We start from the raw sequence: 22,041 nt of genomic DNA on the forward strand, positions 1-22,041 counted from the left end.
GGGTTCGGGGTTTAGGATGATTTTTCCGGAGCGGCAAACAATAGTTTGTTCCCGAAGGGATCGATGAGCTCCATCGTTTTTCCACCCCAGGGCGCGTCTTCCAGCCCCGGACTGTAGTAACGGTATTGTTTATCGAGGAGCAGTTGCTGGTAAGCGGCAAGGTCGCCGCTGTATTCGATATAAACCTTCGCACCCGGACAGGCGTCGCCATAGTGCTCGCTGAGGTGAAAAACAAGGTCATCCATCGAGACCTGCATGTACACCGGCGTGTTGGGCTCAAACCGGTGTTCCCAGTCTAGGGTAAAGCCCAGCCAGCCGACATAAAATTCGAGCGCCTTGGCAATGTCGAAGATGCGCAGTACGGGTCTGATGGATGACATGTATTCGTTTGATACTGGTTAAGCGATGACTTTTTCCGGCCGCATCTGAGGAAAGAACAATACATCCTGTATGGAAGGTTGTCCGGTAAGCAGCATTGCCAGGCGGTCGATACCGAAGCCGATGCCCGCAGTGGGCGGCATGCCGTATTCCAGTGCCCGCAGGAAATCGTGATCGATGAACATAGCTTCGTCGTCACCGCGTTCCATCAGGGTCAGCTGGTCTTCGAAGCGCTGACGCTGGTCGATGGGATCGTTCAGCTCCGAGTAGGCATTGGCAATTTCCTTGCCATTCACCATCAGCTCAAACCGCTCTACCAGGCCTTCTTTGCTGCGGTGCTTCTTGGTCAGCGGACTCATCTCTACCGGGTAGTCAATAATGAAAGTAGGCTGGATATAGTGTGCTTCACATTTTTCACCAAAAAGCTCATCGATAAGCTTGCCCCGTCCCATGCTGGGCGCCACAGATATATTAAGCTGCCGGCAAACATCGCGGAGCCCTTCCTCATCCATATTGCTGACGTCGAAACCGGTATGTTCCTTAATCGCGTCATAGATGCTGACGCGCGCATAAGGCGCTTTGAAATTGATCTCCTTGTCGCCTACTTTAACGATGGCGGTATCATTGGTTGCAAAGGCCACTTTTTCCAGCATTTGCTCCGTGGTCTCCATCATCCAGTAATAATCTTTATAGGCCACGTAGAATTCCAATACTGTAAACTCGGGGTTATGAGTGCGATCCATACCCTCGTTCCTGAAATTACGGCTGAACTCGTATACCCAGTCGAAGCCGCCTACGATAAGGCGTTTCAGGTAAAGCTCGTTGGCAATGCGCAGGTACAGCGGTATGTCCAGCGCGTTGTGGTGCGTTACAAAGGGCCTGGCAGCAGCACCGCCGGGAATGCTTTGCAGCACCGGTGTGTCTACTTCCAGCGCGCCATGGTGGTTCAGAAATTCACGGATCGCATTTTTCATCTTCGTGATCTTCACAAAAGTCTCTTTCACTCCTTCGGTCACGATAAGATCGGCATAACGCTGGCGGTAACGGAACTCCGGGTCGGTGATCGCATCAAATACATTGCCTTCGTTGTCGCGCTTTACCACAGGTAAGGGTTTCAGCGACTTGGCCAGCAAGGTGAGGGTCTCGGCATGGATCGATGTCTCGCCTGTTTTAGTGATGAAAACGAACCCCGTAACGCCGATAAAATCGCCGAGATCGAGCCCGTGCTTCACTACGTTATCCCAAAAAGATTTATCCTCGCCGGGACAAAGGTCATCCCGTTTTACGTAAAGCTGTATAATGCCTTTGCTGTCCTGTATCTTAATGAAAAAAACTTTTCCTTTATCAAGGTTGCTTACAATTCTTCCGGCCACGCATACCTTGCTGAATGCTTCCTTTTGCTCTTCAGTAAATCCGGCCTTGATATCGGCCGAGTAGTGGGATACCGGGTAGAGCGCTGCAGGGTAGGCGTCGACGCCCGCTTCCTGTAGCCTTGAAAGTTTCTCTCTGCGTACAATTTCCTGTTCGCTAAGTGTAGTCTGCATATCAGTTGTTAAAAAAGGTTTTAAAATCGGCTGCAAAAGTACATAATAATAAAGCGATATACACGGCCCCGGAAAAAATGCGCGGGAGGGGGTAGGGTACCTTTACGGCTAAGCGTCAAAGAAAAGGCGCCTGCCCGGAAAGCAAGCGCCTAAGCATAATTGAGGAAGGTAAGCCGGATGATGTATTGCAAACATTATGGCCGGAGACCGCTTTTCCTCCTGCTCAGTTCACCGGTATGTTGTACTTGAATTGTACCTGTACATAGCGCCGGTTGACGTATTTGGCATTATCGTTGCGCAGCAGGTTATTGATGCCTTCGCGGAACATAAGGCCTGCCTGTATATTGGGTGTAATGGAAAATTCGCTTTTGGCGGTAAGGCCCACATCCATATTCGGGAATACCTTGGAACCCATATTCTCGGGCTGCACGATCTCGTCGCTCTGGTTCAGCATGCGCTGGAAGTCGCCGCCGAAGCTCAGTGCCACATGCTTCTCTACCTGGTAGCCTATGGAAGGATTGAGCTGCACGTAGTAAAGCTTCTGTATCGGGTTCAGCGCGGGTGAAGCCAGTGATGTTTCATTGTTGAAGGCGGTAGGCCGGGCGGCCATTTTGCCGTTATCTCCCATGGAAGGGCCGTTATTAGCTACTACATTGTTGGCGTTGTTGTTGTACATCATTGCCACCGTACCGTCGACAAAGAGCTTGCCGGCGATCTTATGCCTTACACTTACCCCGGCGGTATAACCGGTATTGAGGTTGCCGTAGTTGACGCCGCCGCCCAGGGAAATGCTGGTTTTCCTTTCCCGTTTGGAGAAGCCGTTCATGGCTATGGCAGGGTCGGCATGATAGGTATAGGTCGGTTCTTCTTTAGCCTTGCTGGTATTTACCGCCGGGTTGCGGAACGGATTGCCTGTTGTCTTTTCTTTTAAAGGGGATGGTGTCTCTGGCTCTTTTGCAACGGCGATCTGCTCCCTGACCTTGGGATCGTTATCGGGAACAGGCACCGTAGGTATGGGTGAATGGAAATTGGGATCGGGTAGCACCTCGTGCTCATCCTGTGCCAGGTTCCGGTCATTGGTCCTGGCCGGTTTGTCCGCAGCCGGGGTGGCAGGCAATCCTGGCTTGATCGCCGGGGCTGCCGTATTGGTTTCCGGAGCTGTAGTCTCCGTCGCCGGCCGGGGCTGTTGCTGTGCTACCGATGGCATTGCGGGCTTTTCGTCCGGGCTGTCCGGCAACTGTATCGTAAATACCGTTCCCAACACCAGGGAAATGGCTGCAGCAATACCGGTGGCGATCAGCCATTGCTTTTTACGTTTACCGGCCGAAGGCGGGGTAAGCGTAGGCGACAGCAATTGGGCCAGCCTGTCCCAATGTGCCGGGTTATACTCTAATTCTTCGTCCCGAAGTTTCTTTAAGAGCAATTCATCAAATTCATTTTTGCTCATAATGCTTTATTTCTGTCAACTGATTGGCTTTAATTTTTTGTTGAAGGGTCTTGCGGGCATTGTTCACATGCCATTGCGAAGTGCCTTCGCTCATTTCCAGTATTTTACCGATCTCCTTATGGCTGTATCCTTCAAACACAAAAAGATTGAAGACGGTCCGGCTCATAGGGGGCAGGGTTTGTATAATGCCCAGCAGGTCTTTCATCGCTATTTTGTCCAGCGCGTTATTGTTGATGCTGAAGGTTGCCGAGTCGCTGATCTCGTTGGGAAAATGCAGCTGCATAGCATTCTTCAGGTACTTGCTCTTCAAATAGTCCAGGCAGGTATTGACCACGATCCGGCGCATCCAACCTTCAAATGAGCCTTTGCCACTGTAATCGTTCATGTGGTTGAATATCTTCAAAAAGCCGTCTTGCAACAATTGCTCCGCATCATGCATATCCTTTGCGTACCGGGCACACAATTTCAGGAACAAGCTGTAATATTTTTTGTACAGATGTTCCTGAAGCGAACGATCGTTTCGCCTGCAGCCTTCTATAATATCCTGCTCAGTATATTCCGGCATGTAGTTCTGCGCTGTTCTATAGTCCTGTTTTTCGGGTCGCGGATCACTCCGTCAATGTCTGTCTTAATGCTGTTCCTTGTTTCCGTGCTGTTCCTCCTTCGCTGTCTTCCTGGTATCGTTTTTGTCTGAATTGCTCCGTATCCTTGTACCAGCCCGCTGTGTTGGCGATACTACGGCAGCCTTCCAGCTAATAACGGTACCGGGGGCAGTATTCGTTTACCAGGGCAGAATTTAATGCGAATCAAACAATAGGCTGTATCCATTAAGACGTCATTTCCGCTAAAAAACTTGGGTGCTAATCCTTAATATGAAAGAGTATGCCACCGGCCCCGGCCAGCCATAAGCTGCCATCGGGTCTGAGTGCCATACATTTAATATCATTTTCTGTAAAACGTTCAAATTCAGACCAATGTTTGCCGCCATCGGTGGTTTTCAGCAGCAAGCCTTTGTCACCTGCCGCATATCCTGTCTGGCTGTCTTTGAAACATACGGCCCTCAGGCGATACTTTTTCAGGAGGGGATTGTCGCCGTTACGCTGCTTTTCCCAGTGACCACCCCCGTCGGCTGTATGAACAATGGTCCCGTTATAGCCCACGACCCACACCTGGTCGGGTCCTACGCAGGCGATGCTCCTGAAAAAATCGCCGTGAATGTCCTGTAGCGCCCAGGAGTTGCCGCCATTTGCCGTTTTGAGCACCGCGCCGTAGCCACAGGTATAGCCGGTTTGGCCATTGGCAAACAGAATATCCTCCAGCTGGAATTCAAAAGTGTCGATAAGCGTCAGATGCGCAGCAGGGTCCATGCGGTACAAGCGACCGGCGCGATACCCCTCTCCCGAAACAATAAAACCGTTGTCGGCGTCCGCAAAAACGATTTGCTGAAGCCATTCCAGGTTGGGGCTTTGAATGCGCCGCCAATCGGTGCTCGTATCGTTGTAGACGTATATTTTGCCGCTGTACCCTACGCCGTACACATTTCTGCCATTGGTCGCCAGTCCGTATACGGCTTTGCTGTCGTCGCCGGTGAAGGTAAACGGCTGCCAGCTAAGACCGCCATCGGTGGTACGCAGCAGCACCGAGGAAAAATATTTTTCCCCGCCGGCTATAAAGCCCAGGGTATCATTAAGAAACAGTATGTGGTTGAGGTCGTCCTCTGTATGAGTCGTAAGTTGCTGTGTGTCTGTTGGTTTTATGCGATCCTTCTTGCAGGAGGAGAAAAGAAGGCATAGCAGCAAAAGAATGCGGAAATCATACTTCATAGGTCTTCAGCTTCATTTTTACGGGCGAAAGCGCTGTTGGCTTTCCGGTTTAATACAAAAGCCACCACAACGTTGGGTGTCCAACATAGCCAGGCTACGATGCGGTAGGCCAGGATAAAATCCATGGCCAGGTGCAGGAACAATTGCAGCCAGCACCGCAGGGTTACCGCGGCAAAACAGGCGGCATAGCTGTACAAGGCCATTTGGCGGTGCCGTAAAATTCGGTTATTCTGCGCATAATATAAAGCCATATAAGTAACGGCAAGCCAAAATATACCCAGGAGAGCAAATCCATAGCGGCTCACGGCGCCACCCGTAGCCACACCCGCCAATCCGATTCCCGACGCGGCTGCAGGTAAGGCCAGCAGCGTATAGAACCAGCCCATGCCGCGGTGGAAAGCCGGGTATTTCCTGCGCCATGCACCGGAAAACTGAACCCAGCCGCAAAGCAGGGCCAGGCCACCGGTGATGATATGCGTATAAAAGCTGATATGCCAAAGCGGGTTGGTGAGCAGGGCCCGATCCTTGAGGGATAAAAAAGATTGCTGCAGGCTGGAGAAAAAATACAAAACGGGGTAAAGCCCAACGATAACAGCTAGGATCACGAAAAGAAACCAGAAGATCGAGCGGAAGATCTTGGCGCCGGTCGTCGGAGTGTAGTTGTCGCTCATTAAAACAAAGCTACCAATTTCATGTGGAAGAGCAGGAAAGCAAAAATACCCCCTACTCGTGGGGTATTTTACATAGACACAGCCGGAGTTTACCGATAATTTTTGAGCGTTTAATTGCGTGCTCATAGCCCGGATCGCTCTTAAGACAATCCTGATTTCTATTGAGCTGCTTTAATAACTTTTTTAGTTATTCTTAATGTATAAGAAAATCTTTCAAACGATATGTTTATCGGCTAATAGTTTTCAAACAGGGGGCCAGATCGATTCGTTTTGCCATCTGCCCCAAATTGCAGAACTTGCAGCCATGTCGGAACAGTATATTGTGTCAGCGCGTAAGTACCGCCCCCAGACCTTCGATACGGTAGTGGGACAGCAACACATTACCACCACGCTTAAAAACGCCATCCGCACCCAGCACCTGGCCCATGCCTACCTGTTCTGCGGGCCGCGCGGGGTGGGAAAGACTACCTGCGCCCGTATCCTGGCCCGCACCATCAATTGCGAGAATCCAACCCCGGATATGGAAGCCTGCGGCGAATGCAGCACCTGTCTTTCTTTCCAGGACAATACTTCTTTCAATATCTTCGAGTTGGATGCCGCGAGCAACAACTCGGTCGACGATATACGCTCGCTTACCGAGCAGGTGCGCTATGCCCCACAGCACGGCAAATACAAGATCTACATTATCGATGAGGTGCACATGCTCAGCACCGCGGCCTTCAACGCTTTTCTGAAGACGCTGGAAGAGCCGCCTCCCTATGCGATCTTTATCCTGGCCACCACCGAAAAGCACAAGATATTACCTACCATACTTTCCCGTTGCCAGATATTCGATTTCAAGCGGATACAGACCGAAGATATCGTAGGGCACCTGGCCGGCATCTGCGCCAAAGAAAATGTGGTTGCGCAAAATAACGCCCTGCACATTATCGCCCAGAAGAGCGAAGGCTGTATGCGCGATGCGCTGTCCATGATGGACCGCATTGCCGGCTTTACCAATGGCCAGCTGACCTATGCGCAAACGGTTGAGCACCTCAATATCCTGGATGCCGATGTCTACTTTAAGCTGGGTGATATCCTGCTGAGTAAAGACGTTGGCGGGGCCCTGCTGCTGCTGGACAATATCCTCCAGCGTGGTTTCGAAGGCGACGTGATCCTTAATGGCTTTGCCGAGCATTTCCGCAACCTGCTGCTGAGCAAAGATGTGCGGATGGCCCAGCTGCTGGATGTACCGGAAGATCATCGCCGCCTCTACTTCGAAAAAGCGCAGATGATCCCCTCCGGCTATATCCTTTCGGGCCTCAGCCTGCTTAATGAAGCTGAGTTGGGCTTTCGCACAGCGCTCAACAAACGGTTGCACCTGGAGCTTTGCCTCATACGGCTATGCTACCTGAACGATGTGCTTGATACGGCGGAACTGAATGGTTCCGATCTAAAAAAAAAACCTGATGAGCAGCCGGTAACGGCTCCGGTACCGCCTGTGGACACACCGGCATTGGCACAACAAGTTGCGCCGGTTCCCATGTCGCCCCCCGCGTCTGCAGCGCCGCCGCCTATATACCAGGCCCCTGCGCCTGCGCAGGCTATGGCAGTACCACCGCCTATAGCGCAGGCGCCACCGGCTCATAACACGTATACCCCGCCCCCTGCTCCTGCCCCGGAGGCAATAAGAATGCCTCCTCCCCCAGCACAGAAGACGGCCGCCATACCGCCACCTACCTTGCAGTCCAAACGGCCCAAGCTGGGGATGGGCATTCTGCAGCAGATACAGCAGGAGAGCGAACAGCAGCAGGAAGCATTGGGTGAACAGGTCGAGCTGAACCAGGAACGCGCGATAGAACTATTCCAGGACTTCCGTAACCATGTCCGTCACGAGTTGAAACAAATCCCTCTTGCTGCTCAGCTCGATATGATGAGCATTAATTTCATCTCGGCCAGCGAACTCCGGTTGGTATGCGTGTCGGAGATCAATGCGATCTACGCCCAGAACCAGCGGGAGACCTTTATGGATTTCGGAAAGCAGAAGACGCGTATCTCCGATCTGAGGGTGATGGTACAGCTGGATGCTTCGGCCAGGAAGGAAGAACCTAAAGAAAGGGTGCTGACCAAGCTGGAGGTTTATGAAATGATGGCGGCGCAAAACCCTGCGCTGCGCTTATTGCGGGAGAGCTTGAACCTGCAGGTGGATTTTTAATTTTTTACAGATATTCATGACGTGCCGGAAATGTGGAGGCCGGTACACCGGGCCTTACCGGCCGTTTTGTACCCGGCATAGTTGTAGAGACGTTGCATGCAATGTCTCTACAACTATCGCAGTGTTTTACACAATATGATCATGAGGGCTGCGGACCTGCGATCTCGTTGGGATCGAAATCGGCATTCAATTCTTCAATATAGCCCAGCATATCTTTACGCCCCATAAATTTTGTTGTCGAAGTAACGAAGGTGCGGGGAATGTATTCCCATTCTTCCTTCATGCGGTTCACAAAAGCCTTGACATTACGGGCCGTCTCGGCCTGGGTATTCTTATCGGCTTTGGTAAACGCAATATTGAACGGGATGCCCCATTCGCCCAGCTGGGCCAGGAATTCGAGGTCGAGCTTCTGAGGTGTCAGCCGGCTGTCGATCAGCACAAATACGGTTTGCAGATTGGTCCTTTGCTGGAAATAATCGGCGAGCATTTTTTGCCAGGCCGCTCTCTGTGACTGTGAACGCTTGGCAAAGCCGTAGCCGGGCAGATCGACCAGGTACCAGGGTGTATCGGCATTACGTTCGCCATTGATCAGAAAATGGTTGATCAGTGTGGTCTTGCCGGGCGTCTTCGACACCTTGGCCAGCTTGGCGTTATTGGTCAGCATATTGATCAGCGACGACTTGCCCACGTTGGAGCGCCCGATAAAAGCATATTCGGGCTTGTCGGGCTGGGGGCATTGCGATACTTTGGCGCTGCTGACCAGGTAAGTGGCATTGTGGATCTCCATATCTTATTACTAGCGCTCTTTGGCCAGCCTTTGCCTTTGCAGGGGATTGGCCGTATAAGTAGCGTACGATGCTCTTTGTTTAAGTATATCGATAGCCTGGTAAATAGCCTCCCGCATCGAATCGGGTGAGGCCAGGTTCTTACCGGCAATGTCAAAAGCGGTGCCGTGATCGGGCGATGTCCTTACTACGGACAGGCCGCAAGTATAGTTAACGCCTTCGCCATTATTCAGCGACTTGAAGGGAATAAGCCCCTGGTCGTGGTACATGGCGATCACAGCATCGAACTGCTTATAATGGTGATGAGCAAAGAACCCGTCGGCGCTGTAGGGACCAAAGGCCAGCATACCGCTATTCATCAGGCTGTCGATCGCCGGCTTGATCACGGTCTGCTCTTCGGTACCGATGAGACCATCGTCGCCGGCGTGGGGATTGAGCCCCAGGAAGGCGATCTTCGGTTTGGCGATGCCGAAATCCTTTATCAGGGCCTCTTTCAGTATCTGTGCCTTACGGATGATGAGCTCGGTGGTCAGAGTTTTGGCTACTTCGGCCACGGGAATATGCTCGGTGATGAGCCCTACGCGGAAATCGCCATTGTAGAGCAGCATCACCACATCTTTTGCTTCAAACTTTTCTTTAAAGAAAGGGGTATGTCCCGTATAGTTGAAGTCGGGGACCTGGGTGTTTTTTTTATGAATGGGGGCTGTAACGATAGCGTCTATCTGCCCATCCTTCAGGCATTGGGCCGCTACCAGCAGGGAGCGCACGGCATATTTGCCGCCTTCGGGTGTAAGCTCGCCCGGCGCTATGGCCACCTCTTCTTCCCAGCAGTTAAACACATTGACCTGCTTGGGATTGAGCTCGTCGAAGCTTTTGGTGCTGGCAAAATTGAACTGATGATCGGTGGGCACCAGCTTCCGGTAAAAGTTAATGGCTTTATTGGAAGCAAAAATAACGGGGGTGCAGAGGTCCAGCATGCGGTTATCGGAAAAGATCTTGATGATCAACTCCAGGCCCACACCGTTCAGGTCGCCGGTGGTAATACCGATAATGGGTTTTTCCATAATCACAAATACATAAGAATAAACCGCCGGAACTTCCCGGCAACAGGGCTGCAAATTACGCAATGATATTCAATTTCGGGCGTTCCGCGTGGCTCGGGAGCATGCGGGCAATGTCTTGTTGCCGCATGCCTGGTAATTTTTGTACCTTTGCGACTCAAATTTTACCATCCTGTTTTATGACCGCCGATAAAAAAGTTTACGACAATATCCTGGATACGATCGGGAATACACCATTGATCAAATTACATAAGACTGTGGCTGATCTGCCTTGCCCGGTATATGCCAAAGTGGAGTTCTTTAATCCGGGCAATTCCATCAAGGATCGTATGGCTTTGAAAATGCTGGAAGTAGCAGAGCGGGACGGCCGGATCAAACCCGGCGGCACCATTATCGAAGGTACCTCGGGCAATACTGGTATGGGGCTGGCGCTGGCGGCTATTCAGAAAGGCTACCGCTGCATCTTTACCACTACCGATAAGCAATCCAAAGAGAAAGTAGATATCCTGAAGGCTTTTGGCGCCGAGGTAATCGTTTGCCCCACCAATGTAGAGCCCGAAGATCCCAAATCCTATTATTCCGTATCCAAGAGGCTGGCTACCGAAGTGCCCAACAGCTGGTACGTGAACCAATACGACAACCTGGCCAACCGCCTGGCGCACTACGAGCAGACAGGCCCCGAAATATGGGAGCAGACCGAAGGCAAAATAACGCACCTGGTGGTAGCTACCGGTACCGGCGGTACCATTACCGGTACGGGCAAATACCTTAAGGAAAAGAACCCCAATATACAGGTATGGGCCATCGATAGCTATGGTTCACTGCTAACCAAATGGTTTAATACCGGCGAGATCGATATGAAGGAGGTGCACCCTTATATTACAGAGGGTATCGGGGAAGATTTTGTGCCGGAAAACTACGACCGCGATTGCGTCGATTATTTTGAAAAAGTAACCGATAAAGATGGCGCCGTGATGGCCCGCCGTATCGCTAAAGAAGAAGGCATTTTCGTGGGTTATTCTGCCGGCTCCGCACTATCGGGCCTGAAGCAGCTGAAAAGCAAGCTGACCAAAGATGACCTGGTGGTGGTGATCTTCCACGACCATGGCAGCCGCTATGTGGGTAAAGTCTATAACGATGAATGGATGCTGGATCGTGGTTTTCTGGACGTGAATACCGTACAGGATCTGATCGGTGGCCTTGGCCGTCGCCGCCTGGTGACCATCGATGCAGGTGAGACCGTACAAAAGGCTATGGACCTCATGCATCAGTACGATATCGAGCAGATCCCGGTAACGAAAGGCAGCGCTATTGCCGGCTCGGTATCCCAGCACGGACTGTTCAAAAAGCTGATGCAGGATATCAATTTAAAGGAGCAGACCGTAGAAGCTGCAATGGAAGCGCCCATTCCCCTGGTGGCTATGGATACGCCGTTGGAGCGCCTTACAAGCTATATCAACAAGGAGAACGGCGGCGTGCTGGCCAAGGACGACAGCGGCGATTATCATATCATTACAAAGTATGATGTGCTGAATGCCTTGTCGAAAGGATAATTTTTGGTAAAAATACCTGGTATGCATAAACTGATTGCTTTGATTTCTGCTTTTATTAGTCTGCATGCCTATGGCCAAAAAAACGAGTACGTGCCCAATATCAAGGCCGGTTACACCAGTGTAAACTCAGAACTGGGATCAAAAAGCCTGGAAATAGGATACTATCATTGCTCTGACGGGTTTACCGCTTCAAGCGGACCATCTGCGACACTGGTAGCCTTGTTTAATGAACATAATAAAGTTCGTTTCGGTCCCAAAATAGGATATGAGCTACAGGTTTATTGTCTGGCGGGTAAGGTGGATATTAGCTATGTGCACCCTTACCTGAACTTAACTCCGGCAGCAGGATTATCAGTATTCGGTTGGGCCTCGGCTTATATAGGCTACAATGTGTGTTTTACAGATAGTAAAATGTCAGGATTTTATACAGGTATTTTTCTAAATATGAATATGGGCAGCCGGCCGGCATTTAACCTTGATCTGAAGCTTTCCGATAAAAGCAAAGCGCATACGACAAACTTTTATGCAAGCAGAATTGGAAATTAAAATAAATACCTTACCTTTGCGCTCCGATTTTGTGAGGTACAATAAAAATACAATTCATTAAAAATGGCTAACGCAACCATCGACGCTAAAAAGGCAAATATTTTCAAAACTTACGGTGGATCTGAAAAAAATACAGGTTCTGTAGAAGCTCAGATCGCTCTGCTAACCGAGCGCATCCTGCATATTTCAGCACACGTGAAGAACGGTAACAAGAAAGACCATTCTTCCAACCTGAGCCTGATTAAAATGGTAGGACAGCGTAAACGTCTGCTCACTTACCTGAGCCGCACCAACCTGCAAGGCTACCGTGAGCTGATCGCCAAATTAGGCCTGCGTAAATAATTATACTATGGTTCTCCATATCACTATTCCCAACCGAAACAGCGTTGGGAATAGTTTTTTGCGTTTATAGCCGGCTTGTATAAATAAGCTTAACCTGTTTCGCTTTGTTTGGATTATGAGACTATTGGCCTTCCTGTTGATGCTAGTGTTCTTATCCGGCTGTCAGTCGGCCCTGGATGATATGGTGAGCCTGCAGCTCCGCAAAGAAGCCGAACAGCTCAATAAAAAGGGACCCAGGGAAGTAGCCGATGGTGTGCGCATGGACAGTGTATCGGCGAAAGGCAAAAGCATAAAGTTCAGCTATACGCTGGTACATGTGGCCAAAGGCGATGTGGATCCGGCGAGCTTTTACCACAAGGTAAAAAAAGAGCTGACCGACTATGCCGATACCATGGCAGAGATGCAGTTTTACAGGAAAAACAAGATCCAGGTAAGCTATGCTTACTATTATAAGAACGGCACACCACTGACGACAATTATAGTGAAGCCGGGCGCAGACCTGGCCGGCGCCGGTGATCGCAGCAAATGATATAGCCCATGATCAAAAAATACGGAATGCTGATTTGGCGTGTCATAGCCATGATCGCGCTGATCGTTTGCCTGGTATGGGCAACCAGAGATGGCAACAAGCTCCTGGTGATCCTGTGCAGCGTGCTGCTGATAATGAACGCGGGCTTTCTGGTTCTGCTGATCAGAAGATACAGGGCACAGAACAGGTTGTGAAAAATTTAATTAAGCATTCAATACAAATACCGTCCTTTTATACCCGGGGCAAAAGGACAAAACGCTGAAACAAGGCCCCAGATGACAAAATAAATAGCAAATTATGATGCTGAAACCAATTTCCGTATCGTTCAAGCTGGACGATGGACGTGAAGTTACAATCGAAACGGGCAAGCTCGCCCGTCAGGCCGATGGTTCCGTAACCGTGCGTTGCGGCAACGCCATTCTGCTGGCAACAGTAGTCGCGGCTACCGAGCCCAAACCAGGACAGTCTTTCTTTCCCCTGACTGTCGATTACCAGGAAAAATTCGCTTCTGCGGGCCGCATTCCCGGCTCTTTCTTCAAACGTGAAGGCCGCATCAGCGATTACGAAGTATTGATCTCCCGTCTGATCGACCGGGCATTGCGTCCCCTGTTCCCGGAAAATTATTTCTGCGAGGTACAGGTTATTGTTAACCTCATCTCCAACGATCCTGAGGTACAGCCCGATGCGCTGGCCTGTCTGGCTGCTTCTGCAGCCTTGGCGGTTTCTGATATTCCTATCCAGGAAATTATTTCCGAAGTGCGTGTAAGCCGTATCAATGGCGAATATGTAATTAATCCTACCACTACGCAGATGAAATCCTCCGATATGGACTTCATCATCGCCGCTACCGACAAGAATATTATGATGGTGGAAGGCGAGGCGAAAGAGTGCCAGGAAGAAGATATGATCATCGCCATTGAGAAAGCCCATGAAGCGATACGTGTACAGGTGAAAGCTCAGGAAGAGTTGCGCGCCAAAGTAGGCGTGACCGCCAAAAGAGAAGTTGCCGCTCCTTATGAGAATGAGGAAATAAAAAATAAAGTAGAGGCTTTCGCCGGCGCCCGTGTACTGGAAATTTCCCGTGGCGGTACCGGTAAGCACGAGCGCAGCAATGCCTATAAAGTGGTGAAAGAAGAATTGATGGCTTCTTTCCCCGAAGATACGCCTGATGAGGACCTGGCCCTGGCCAAACGTGTGTACGAAGACCTGATGTTCTATACCGTACGCAATATGATCCTGGATGAAGGCCGTCGCCTGGATGGCCGTCGCCTGGATGAAGTGCGTCCGTTGGAAATGGAGGTGGATTACCTGCCTTCTCCCCACGGCGCTGCCTTATTTACCCGCGGTGAAACACAGGCCTTGTCTACCGTTACCTTAGGTACCAAAGACGACGAGATGCTGGTAGAAACCGCCGGTACTTCAGTTTACAGGACTTTTTACCTGCACTATAATTTCCCGCCGTTCTCTACCGGCGAAGTGAAACCACAGCGTGGTCCCAGCCGTCGTGAAGTAGGTCACGGTAACCTGGCCAAGCGTTCCCTGGAAATGATGATGCCCGAGGGCTATCCATACACGGTGCGTATCGTATCCGATATCCTGGAATCCAACGGTTCTTCTTCTATGGCTACCGTATGTGCCGGTTCCCTGGCGCTTATGGATGCAGGCGTGCTTTATCCCAAGCACGTAGGCGGTGTGGCCATGGGCCTGATCAGTCGCGCCGGCGATGGCAAATGGGCAGTGCTTACCGATATCCTGGGCGATGAAGATCACCTGGGCGATATGGACTTTAAAGTAACCGGTACCCGCGATGGCATATGCGGTATCCAGATGGATATTAAAGTAGACGGCCTTAGCATGGATGTTATGCGGAGCGCTCTGGAGCAAGCCCGTCGCGGACGGCTGCACATCCTTGACGCAATGTATGTCTGCATCCCCGAGCGTCGTGCCGACCTGAAACCGCAGGCGCCACGCATCGAGCAGATCATCATCGACCGCGAGTACATCGGCGCCGTGATCGGACCAGGTGGTAAGATCATCCAGGAGATCCAGCGCGAAACGGATACCGAGATTAATATCGAAGAAGTAGGCGAAACCGGCGTGGTGAAGATCTTCTCCAACAATGGCGAAAACCTGGCCAAGGCACTTTCCTGGATCAAAGGCATCGTTGCGGTACCCGAGATCGGCGAGACTTACGATTCCGTAGTGAAATCCGTAATGCCTTACGGCGCCTTCGTAGAGTTCATGCCGGGCAAGCAAGGCCTGCTGCATATCTCCGAAGTAAGCTGGAAACGTCTTGATAACCTCGACGGCGTGCTGAACGAAGGCGACAAGATCAAGATCAAACTGGTAGGCCTCGATCCCAAGACCGGTAAATTCCGCCTGAGCCGCAAGGTGCTGATGGAAAAGCCCGAAGGTTACGTAGAGCAGCCTGAGCGCCCCGAAAGAGGGGAGAGAGGCGAAAGAGGCGAACGCCGTGAGCGTCCCGAACGCCGCGACGGTGAGCGTCGTGATCGCCCCGAACGCCGGCCCAAAGAAGAGCCTAAAGCAGAATCAAGCGAAGACTAGTTCCAAGCCTGTTCTATAACTGTCAATGCCTGCCTTCGCAAGAGGGCAGGCATTCTTCTCTATACGGCACAAAGGCGCATATCCAAAATGTAAACTGCCTGTTCTATTCCGGTGGCGTGTGAAATCTAATCCAGACCTATCATAAAAATGTTTGCCTTAGTACTAATGCCGGCTTTTTCCATGATACCTTTATCTTTGATGAAGCATGGAGGACATTAACCTGATACCGATGGAAGAAGATTATAAAGATCAATTGAGGCTCGCTTATCTGAGGCCTCTGAGGAAGGGTGTCGGTTTACTTTCTGCTTTTACTTTTCTGATCGCATTTATGGGTGTATATATAGCTATTCACCGGTCCGCTTACCACATCTTATTTTTCCTCCTGCCTTTGGGTTTTGCCTATCTCTACATCCTAAATAAACTCAGGCAGGTCAAGCTTCACTATTACAAAGATTATAGATTGGGTTATATCGTAAAAGAACAGGTAAAGATCACCAAAGTATTCGATACGCCATCCGGTATCAATATCTACTGGCTTTCTTCCGAAGACATCAAAAGCTTTGTTCCCGATCCTTACCGCATCTTCAGGGAAGGCGATAGGGTCTTTGTCTACTATCTGAAGCATGCGAAGGAATACCTGGCCTATGAACTATAAGTAACCGGCAGGAAATTGTTAAAAGCATGCTCCGGCGGGAACTTATTCGCATAAATAATGTTTTTAAACAAACAAAACAACGCTTATGCAGCCACTGGAAAAACTGAGAATGATGGAGAAAATAGGGCGGGAGCTGGAAGACCTGGCCAACAGCCAGACTGCCGTGCTAAAAAAGATCTCGCAGATCGAGGCCGACAACATTAACCTCAACAATAAAGGCCTGGAAGAAAAGCTGATGAAGATATTTGAACATATCAGCGAGAACCAGGACCTGGTTACTAGTCTGGCAGGCTCTTTTACTGTTGAAACGGATGAGTTCAGAACGGCAAACAAGCTGGATGAGGTACCCGACCTGGAAGCCTAGCCAAAAGCAGTTTTTATTGACTATCCGGATAAAGGAAACAGAATACAATTTGCTTCTAAATAACGGTTGCTGAGCTCGTCGAAGCATCATCTTTGTCCTTTCGACAAGCTCAAGAACCGCCTTTGTTTCCTATATCCGGATGGTCAGACAATTTTAATACAGGAGCGTATGGGAAAACCGTACGCTTCTTTTTTTGCTTTATCCCAAGACCCTGTCATCTTCATACAAGACCGCATCTGGCTGTTCCAGCGCCATCTGCTCCTCGAACGAAGGTTGCAGATGCCTGATCAGCATTGCCGCTGAAGGCCGCACGATGATAAAAGTAAGAATAACCGCACCGGCGATAATGAGGTAATAATAGTTCCCGCTCAGCAGGAACAACATAGTGGCCACGAGAGACGGTGCTTCCATGGCGGCATACCGCAGGAGAGATGCGCTGCGGTAACCGGCATACTTTTCGGTTGAGGGCGGCAACAGCTTCAGATTTGTTATCCTTTGTTTAAACAGGAACCAGCCGGCAGCAACACCACCTGCTGCTATTGCCGGAGCGATATACAGTAAGCTCCCGCGAACCTCAGGCGAAAAGGAAATGGGTGCCATGGCATGGGTTATATTGAGGAACAGGGAGACCAGGACAAAAATTACCTGCCCGGAGACCAGGGCAAGATGCAGGATCATTAACGACCTGATATAGGTCCCGGTAAGTACTTCTACCTTTTGCACCATTTTTTTTAAGGACAAATATAACAAGAAGGCGATAGCGGTATGTTAATCGTACCGGAGATATCCGGTCAATTCTTTTATACGAAACCGGATTACATCGTAAAGGTTTCTCCTACATTTGTGCCTCGGTTATTTATTTTATCTGAGTATCCGTATATAGGAAACAAAGCCGGTCCTTGAGCTTGTCGAAAGGACAAAGATGGTGCTTCGACGAGCTCAGCAACCGTTATTTAGAAGCAAATTGTATTCTGTTTCCTATATCCGGATAGTCACTTTATTTTAAAAGATAAAAATGAAAAAGTACTACGCGCTATTGTTGGGTCTTTGCCTGGTATGCACGACCTGGGCACAGGAAACGCAATCCTCTGACAAACGTCTTGCCGGCATCGAGACATCCCTGTCAAAGCTGCTGGACGACTGGCATGCAGCCGGCTTTGCCGTTGCTGTGGTCGAAAAAAATAAGGTGATCTATAGCAGGGGATTCGGTTATCGCGACTATGAAGGCAAAAAGCCGGTAACACCCAATACGCTTTTTGCAATAGGTTCCTCTACCAAGGCCTTTACCTGCGGCCTGGTAGGCTTGCTGCAAAAAGACGGGAAGGTACAGCTCGACAATAAGATCAGGGATTACCTGCCCGACCTGCATTTTTACAACGACAATATGGATGCCAATATTACGATACGGGATATGATGTGTCATCGCACGGGTCTTTCCCGCCACGATTACTCCTGGTACTTCTTCAACACCAGGGCCCGGGATAGCATGCTGTACCGCGTACGGTATATGGAACCTACTGCTGCTATCCGGGAAAAGTGGCAATACAACAACTTTATGTTCCTGGGGCAGGGCGTGCTGGTGGAAAAGCTTACCGGTCGCAGTTGGGAAGATAATATCCGTGAAAAATTCTTCGCTCCCCTGGAAATGACCCGGTCCGGTCTCTCGATCCAAACCCTGCAACAGGATCCCGATGCTTCGCTGGGATATAAGGTGGGTAAAGACGGCGTGATCAGGAAAATGGGATACTACGATATCGCTGGTATGGGCCCTGCGGGCAGTATCAACAGCAGCGCGATGGAAATGGCACATTGGGTAATGATGTGGATCAACGGCGGACAGTATAAAGGTAAAGAAGTGCTGCCGCCCTTTTATGTCTCCGACGCCATCTCGGCGCAAATGGCTATGGGCGACGGTGCGCCCGGCAAGGAACATCCCGATCTGCATGGCGGCAGCTATGGCCTGGGCTGGTTTCTCAACTCTTATCGTGGCCATTACCGTGTGGATCATGGTGGCAATATCGACGGATTTTCGGCCAACATTTCCTTCTTTCCCAACGATAGTGTCGGCATCGTTATTCTCAGCAATCAAAACAACTCGCCTTTGCCTGTACTTGCCCGTAACCTGATCGCTGACAAGCTTCTGAAGCTGCAATATGTGGACTGGAGTAAAGAAAGGAAGGCGATGGTGGAGAAGGCAGCGAAGCAGCAAAAAGAAGCAGAGCAGGCTGTAGTGAATGAAGAAAGGCCCAATGCCGGACCTTCCCATCCGCTCCGGGACTACGAAGGCATATACAACAGTCCGGAGGCGGGGGATATGACTATCGCCCTGTCGCAGGATACCTTATGGGGAACAGCGGGGCCAGAGCGCTTTTGCCTGCAACACTATGCCTACGATATATTTACGCTCAGATGGGTAGATCATACGCAAGGCGTTGTCGATACGGCGGATAAAGGGGTTCGCATCATCTTTCACTATGACGATGATGGTAAAATAGCTTCGCTGGAAGCCCCTTTCGAAGGCGGCGTGAAGCCAATCGAATTTCTATACAGGCCTGCGGCCAAAGCGGTAACGGCAAACGAGCTCACCCCATACACAGGCAATTATGAGCTGTCGGGTGTCCTTATCAAGGTGTATACCAAAGGAGATGTCCTTTATGTAGCTGTGCCGGGACAGCCCGATTATGAAACCATTCCTACGGGCAACCATACTTTCTCTTTGAAGCAGATCACTGGCTACAGCGTTCAGTTTGAACCCGGCGACAACGGCGCCATTACCGCGGTAAAGATCATCCAGCCCAATGGCACCTTCAAGGCGAAGAAAAAATAAATACTGAGCCGGGCTGTGTCCCAAGGCCGGCCGGATACTCCGTAAATACCCCGCAGCGCTGTTGCGGGGTATTTTTATTTGGATAGAGGCACGCTTGACGTACACATGCACTGTGACGTTGATCACTTCATTCCCGCATGCCGGCAACCCGTAACTTTGCCACCGGTTGACCAAAACAAACAACAATGAACGACGGCATGACCGCCCATTTTTTAAGAGTAAGCGCCGGGGAACTGGACACTTACCTGGCCGACAGCGCGCAACTGGCAGCGCGAATACATGCCACCGATGAAGATGGACGCCGCTACGACATCGACAAATCATGGGACGGGATCATTTACCTGCTTACGGGGCAAAATTCCTCTTCGGGCCATCCGCTGGCCCGGCTCATATTCAGCGGGCAGCTGATCGATAAAGATCAAAACCTGGGCACGGGACCCGCGCATTACCTGGATGCCGGCCAGGTGCAGGCGCTTTATGAAGCGCTGAAAGATATAGACCCTGCTGTGTTGAAGACCCGCTTCGATGCTGCCGCGATGACGGCGGCCGGCGTTTATCCCGGCAATGCCTGGCAGGAAGAAGGCACTGATGATTACCTGGTTGAATATTTTGAACTGGTGCAGGAAATACTGGCCACTGCAGCCGGTAACAGGGAAGCGTTGATCACTTTCCTTCAGTGAGGTATACTATGCGGCGAAGCGGGTATACCGCATGATACCGTTATATTTGCAGCAAGCGCTTTTAGCAGGCGCCGCGATATTCAATGAACAAACATGTATTCATGCTTCCGCTGGCGGCCTTGTGCCTGCTGGCTTCCTGTCAATCCGGTACCGGGGATTCAAAAGCAGCGCAGCAGGCGCCGGCTGCCGCGACCATCGAGAAAGACTGGCACACTCTTTCCAATGCCGACAGTGTAAAGGTGACGCACCTGGGCCTCGATATTGCCGTCGATTTTAACCAAAAAAAGATCAAAGGAAGTGCTCACTGGGATTTTCAGTTTCTCAAAAGCAGCAGCAGCATTGTATTCGATACCTGGGACCTTACGATCGACAGTGTGCTCCTCGATGATGGCAGCAAAGCCTCTTTTGTGCTGGAAGCCAAAGATACTGTGTTGGGTAGCGCATTGCGTATTCCTGTAAAGAGCACGAATAAGGCGCTGACAATCTATTACAGTACCGGTACGCACCCGACAGCCTTACAGTGGCTTGACCCGGCGCAGACTTTTGGCAAGAAACAGCCTTTCCTTTATACACAGAGCGAGTCGATCTACGCCCGCAGCTGGATACCCTGCCAGGATGGTCCCGGTATACGCTATACCTACGATGCCAGGGTAAAGGTGCCGGCTGGCCTGATGGCATTGATGAGCGCCGAAAATCCGCAGCAACGATCGGTCGATGGTAATTACCATTTTAAAATGGAACAACCCGTGCCGGCCTACCTGATGGCACTGGCCGTGGGCGATATCGGCTTTTCTGCCGTAGATAGCCGCACCGGCGTCTATGCCGAGACTGTCTTGCTACCCAAAGGGCACAAAGAGCTCGAGGACATCGGCACAATGGTGCATACAGCTGAGAAGCTTTACGGACCCTACCGCTGGGGGCGCTACGATGTGTTGGTGCTGCCTTCCGGCTTTCCTATAGGCGGCATGGAAAACCCACGGCTGACCTTCTGCACGCCTACCATACTGGCCGGCGACAAGTCGCTGGTCAACCTCATTGCGCATGAGCTGGCACACAGCTGGAGCGGCAACCTAGTGACCAACGCTACCTGGAACGATTTCTGGCTCAACGAAGGGTTTACCGTGTATTTTGAAAGAAGGATCACCGAAGCCACTTACGGCAAGGATTATGTCGATATGCTATGGGAATTGGGTTTCCAGGATATGAAGGCGGCTGTAGACGAACTGGGTGCGCAAAGCAAGGATACCTGGCTGAAGCTCGACCTTAAGGGCCGCGATCCGGATATAGGTCTTACCGATATCGCCTATGAAAAAGGCGCTGCGTTCCTGTACCTGGTGGAGCAAACAGTAGGTCGCGACAATATGGACCGTTTCCTGCGGGGTTATTTCGACAGCCATGCATTCAAGACGATCGAAACGGAACAATTCCTGGCCTACCTGGACGAGCATTTGCTGAACCAGCATCCCGACTGGAAGAAAAAGATCAATATCGACGCCTGGGTATACGGGCCCGGTATACCTGCCAATTGTCCGCATGCCGGCGACCTGCGGTTTAAAAAAGCAGAGGCCCAAAGCGCGGCTTTCGCCGCCGGTACGCCGGCTGCGAAGCTGGACACCGCGGGGTGGAGCACCTATGAATGGATGCACTTTTTACGTCATTTGCCCAATGGAATGCCGGTAGAAAAGATGAAGGACCTCGATCAGGCTTTTCACCTCACGCAAACCGGCAATAGCGAGCTCGCCGATCTCTGGTTCTTGCAGGCGATCCGCAACCATTATGAGCCCGCTTACCCGGCCATGAAACAATTCCTTTACGTAACCGGGCGCCAGAAATTCCTGGAGCCCTTGTATAAGGCCATGAAGGCGACCCCCGAAGGCCTTGTCATGGCACGGGATATTTACAACAAAGCCAGGCCCAACTATCATCCGCTGGCCCAGAAAACGATTGACGAAATATTGCAATGATTTGTTGTCCATTGCAATATTTGCGTTAAATTAGAGGTGTCGACAGCCATTATATTGTCGCGCCCCGACCCAACTTTTTCTGCCGGTGAACGGTCTTAAAAGCCAAGGACTAA

Annotated in this window: 21 protein-coding genes; 12 read left to right on the forward strand and 9 right to left on the reverse strand. The window is 50.8% G+C overall.

Annotated elements, in window-relative coordinates; genetic code table 11:
* Positions 1-11: 11 nt before the first annotated feature.
* From DZK30_RS13025 to DZK30_RS13050, 6 genes are all read right to left on the reverse strand, one after another.
* Complete coding sequence (locus DZK30_RS13025) at positions 12-380, reverse strand: glyoxalase superfamily protein (protein ID WP_118974552.1); 369 nt, start codon at positions 378-380, stop codon at positions 12-14.
* Positions 381-398: 18 nt separating this feature from the next.
* Positions 399-1,922 carry a lysine--tRNA ligase gene (lysS, locus tag DZK30_RS13030; protein ID WP_118974553.1) on the reverse strand — a complete coding sequence of 508 codons (1,524 nt, stop codon included), beginning with the start codon at positions 1,920-1,922 and terminating at the stop codon, positions 399-401.
* A 223-nt stretch (positions 1,923-2,145) separates the two neighbouring features.
* On the reverse strand, positions 2,146-3,369 hold the full coding sequence (locus DZK30_RS13035; RefSeq protein ID WP_118974554.1) for a hypothetical protein: 1,224 nt from the start codon (positions 3,367-3,369) through the stop codon (positions 2,146-2,148).
* Entirely contained in the window at positions 3,356-3,934 is a 579-nt protein-coding gene (locus tag DZK30_RS13040; RefSeq protein WP_118974555.1) for an RNA polymerase sigma factor, read from the reverse strand. Before DZK30_RS13040 ends, DZK30_RS13035 begins: the two co-directional genes overlap by 14 nt.
* Positions 3,935-4,229: 295 nt before the next feature.
* On the reverse strand, positions 4,230-5,192 hold the full coding sequence (locus DZK30_RS13045) for a WD40/YVTN/BNR-like repeat-containing protein (protein WP_118974556.1): 963 nt from the start codon (positions 5,190-5,192) through the stop codon (positions 4,230-4,232).
* Entirely contained in the window at positions 5,189-5,863 is a 675-nt protein-coding gene (locus DZK30_RS13050) for a DUF2306 domain-containing protein (RefSeq protein ID WP_162903064.1), read from the reverse strand. The genes DZK30_RS13045 and DZK30_RS13050 overlap by 4 nt, the downstream gene beginning before the upstream one ends.
* Positions 5,864-6,167: 304 nt before the next feature.
* On the opposite strand from DZK30_RS13050, the gene DZK30_RS13055 reads away from it, so the two are divergent.
* A complete protein-coding gene (locus DZK30_RS13055; protein ID WP_118974558.1) occupies positions 6,168-8,057 on the forward strand; it encodes a DNA polymerase III subunit gamma/tau in 1,890 nt (629 codons plus the stop codon).
* A 139-nt stretch (positions 8,058-8,196) separates the two neighbouring features.
* Here DZK30_RS13055 and yihA read toward each other — a convergent pair whose 3' ends face one another.
* Positions 8,197-8,844, reverse strand: a complete 648-nt coding sequence (gene yihA / locus DZK30_RS13060) for a ribosome biogenesis GTP-binding protein YihA/YsxC (RefSeq protein ID WP_118974559.1) — start codon at positions 8,842-8,844, stop codon at positions 8,197-8,199.
* 9 nt (positions 8,845-8,853) lie between these two features.
* Positions 8,854-9,906, reverse strand: coding sequence for a 4-hydroxythreonine-4-phosphate dehydrogenase PdxA (gene pdxA / locus DZK30_RS13065; protein WP_205529432.1), 1,053 nt, complete (start codon positions 9,904-9,906; stop codon positions 8,854-8,856).
* Between the two features lie 176 nt (positions 9,907-10,082).
* Between pdxA and DZK30_RS13070 the strand changes: the two genes are divergently transcribed.
* From DZK30_RS13070 to DZK30_RS13105, 8 genes are all read left to right on the forward strand, one after another.
* Positions 10,083-11,456 (forward strand): pyridoxal-phosphate dependent enzyme, encoded by a 1,374-nt coding sequence (locus DZK30_RS13070; RefSeq protein WP_118974560.1) that lies wholly within the window; start codon positions 10,083-10,085, stop codon positions 11,454-11,456.
* 21 nt (positions 11,457-11,477) lie between these two features.
* Positions 11,478-12,002 (forward strand): hypothetical protein, encoded by a 525-nt coding sequence (locus tag DZK30_RS13075; protein WP_118974561.1) that lies wholly within the window; start codon positions 11,478-11,480, stop codon positions 12,000-12,002.
* A 63-nt stretch (positions 12,003-12,065) separates the two neighbouring features.
* On the forward strand, positions 12,066-12,344 hold the full coding sequence (rpsO, locus tag DZK30_RS13080; RefSeq protein WP_118952694.1) for a 30S ribosomal protein S15: 279 nt from the start codon (positions 12,066-12,068) through the stop codon (positions 12,342-12,344).
* 115 nt (positions 12,345-12,459) lie between these two features.
* Complete coding sequence (locus DZK30_RS13085) at positions 12,460-12,873, forward strand: hypothetical protein (RefSeq protein ID WP_162903065.1); 414 nt, start codon at positions 12,460-12,462, stop codon at positions 12,871-12,873.
* A 26-nt stretch (positions 12,874-12,899) separates the two neighbouring features.
* Entirely contained in the window at positions 12,900-13,067 is a 168-nt protein-coding gene (locus DZK30_RS13090; RefSeq protein ID WP_162903066.1) for a hypothetical protein, read from the forward strand.
* Positions 13,068-13,170: 103 nt separating this feature from the next.
* On the forward strand, positions 13,171-15,438 hold the full coding sequence (gene pnp, locus DZK30_RS13095) for a polyribonucleotide nucleotidyltransferase (RefSeq protein ID WP_205529433.1): 2,268 nt from the start codon (positions 13,171-13,173) through the stop codon (positions 15,436-15,438).
* Positions 15,439-15,643: 205 nt separating this feature from the next.
* A complete protein-coding gene (locus DZK30_RS13100; RefSeq protein ID WP_118974565.1) occupies positions 15,644-16,093 on the forward strand; it encodes a hypothetical protein in 450 nt (149 codons plus the stop codon).
* Between the two features lie 85 nt (positions 16,094-16,178).
* Entirely contained in the window at positions 16,179-16,457 is a 279-nt protein-coding gene (locus DZK30_RS13105) for a hypothetical protein (protein WP_118974566.1), read from the forward strand.
* A 198-nt stretch (positions 16,458-16,655) separates the two neighbouring features.
* Here DZK30_RS13105 and DZK30_RS13110 read toward each other — a convergent pair whose 3' ends face one another.
* The gene (locus tag DZK30_RS13110; protein WP_118974567.1) at positions 16,656-17,183 is read right to left on the reverse strand and encodes a hypothetical protein; all 528 of its coding nucleotides are present in this window, start codon (positions 17,181-17,183) and stop codon (positions 16,656-16,658) included.
* Positions 17,184-17,472: 289 nt separating this feature from the next.
* On the opposite strand from DZK30_RS13110, the gene DZK30_RS13115 reads away from it, so the two are divergent.
* The 3 genes from DZK30_RS13115 to DZK30_RS13125 all read left to right on the forward strand — a co-directional run bounded on the left by DZK30_RS13115 (position 17,473) and on the right by DZK30_RS13125 (position 21,928).
* On the forward strand, positions 17,473-19,284 hold the full coding sequence (locus DZK30_RS13115) for a serine hydrolase (RefSeq protein ID WP_118974568.1): 1,812 nt from the start codon (positions 17,473-17,475) through the stop codon (positions 19,282-19,284).
* Between the two features lie 185 nt (positions 19,285-19,469).
* A complete protein-coding gene (locus tag DZK30_RS13120; protein ID WP_118974569.1) occupies positions 19,470-19,964 on the forward strand; it encodes a YfbM family protein in 495 nt (164 codons plus the stop codon).
* A gap of 83 nt (positions 19,965-20,047) precedes the next feature.
* On the forward strand, positions 20,048-21,928 hold the full coding sequence (locus tag DZK30_RS13125) for a M1 family metallopeptidase (RefSeq protein WP_118974570.1): 1,881 nt from the start codon (positions 20,048-20,050) through the stop codon (positions 21,926-21,928).
* Positions 21,929-22,041 lie beyond the last annotated feature (113 nt).

The organism is Taibaiella koreensis (assembly GCF_003545715.1).
Taxonomy (GTDB): Bacteria; Bacteroidota; Bacteroidia; order Chitinophagales; family Chitinophagaceae; genus Taibaiella; species Taibaiella koreensis.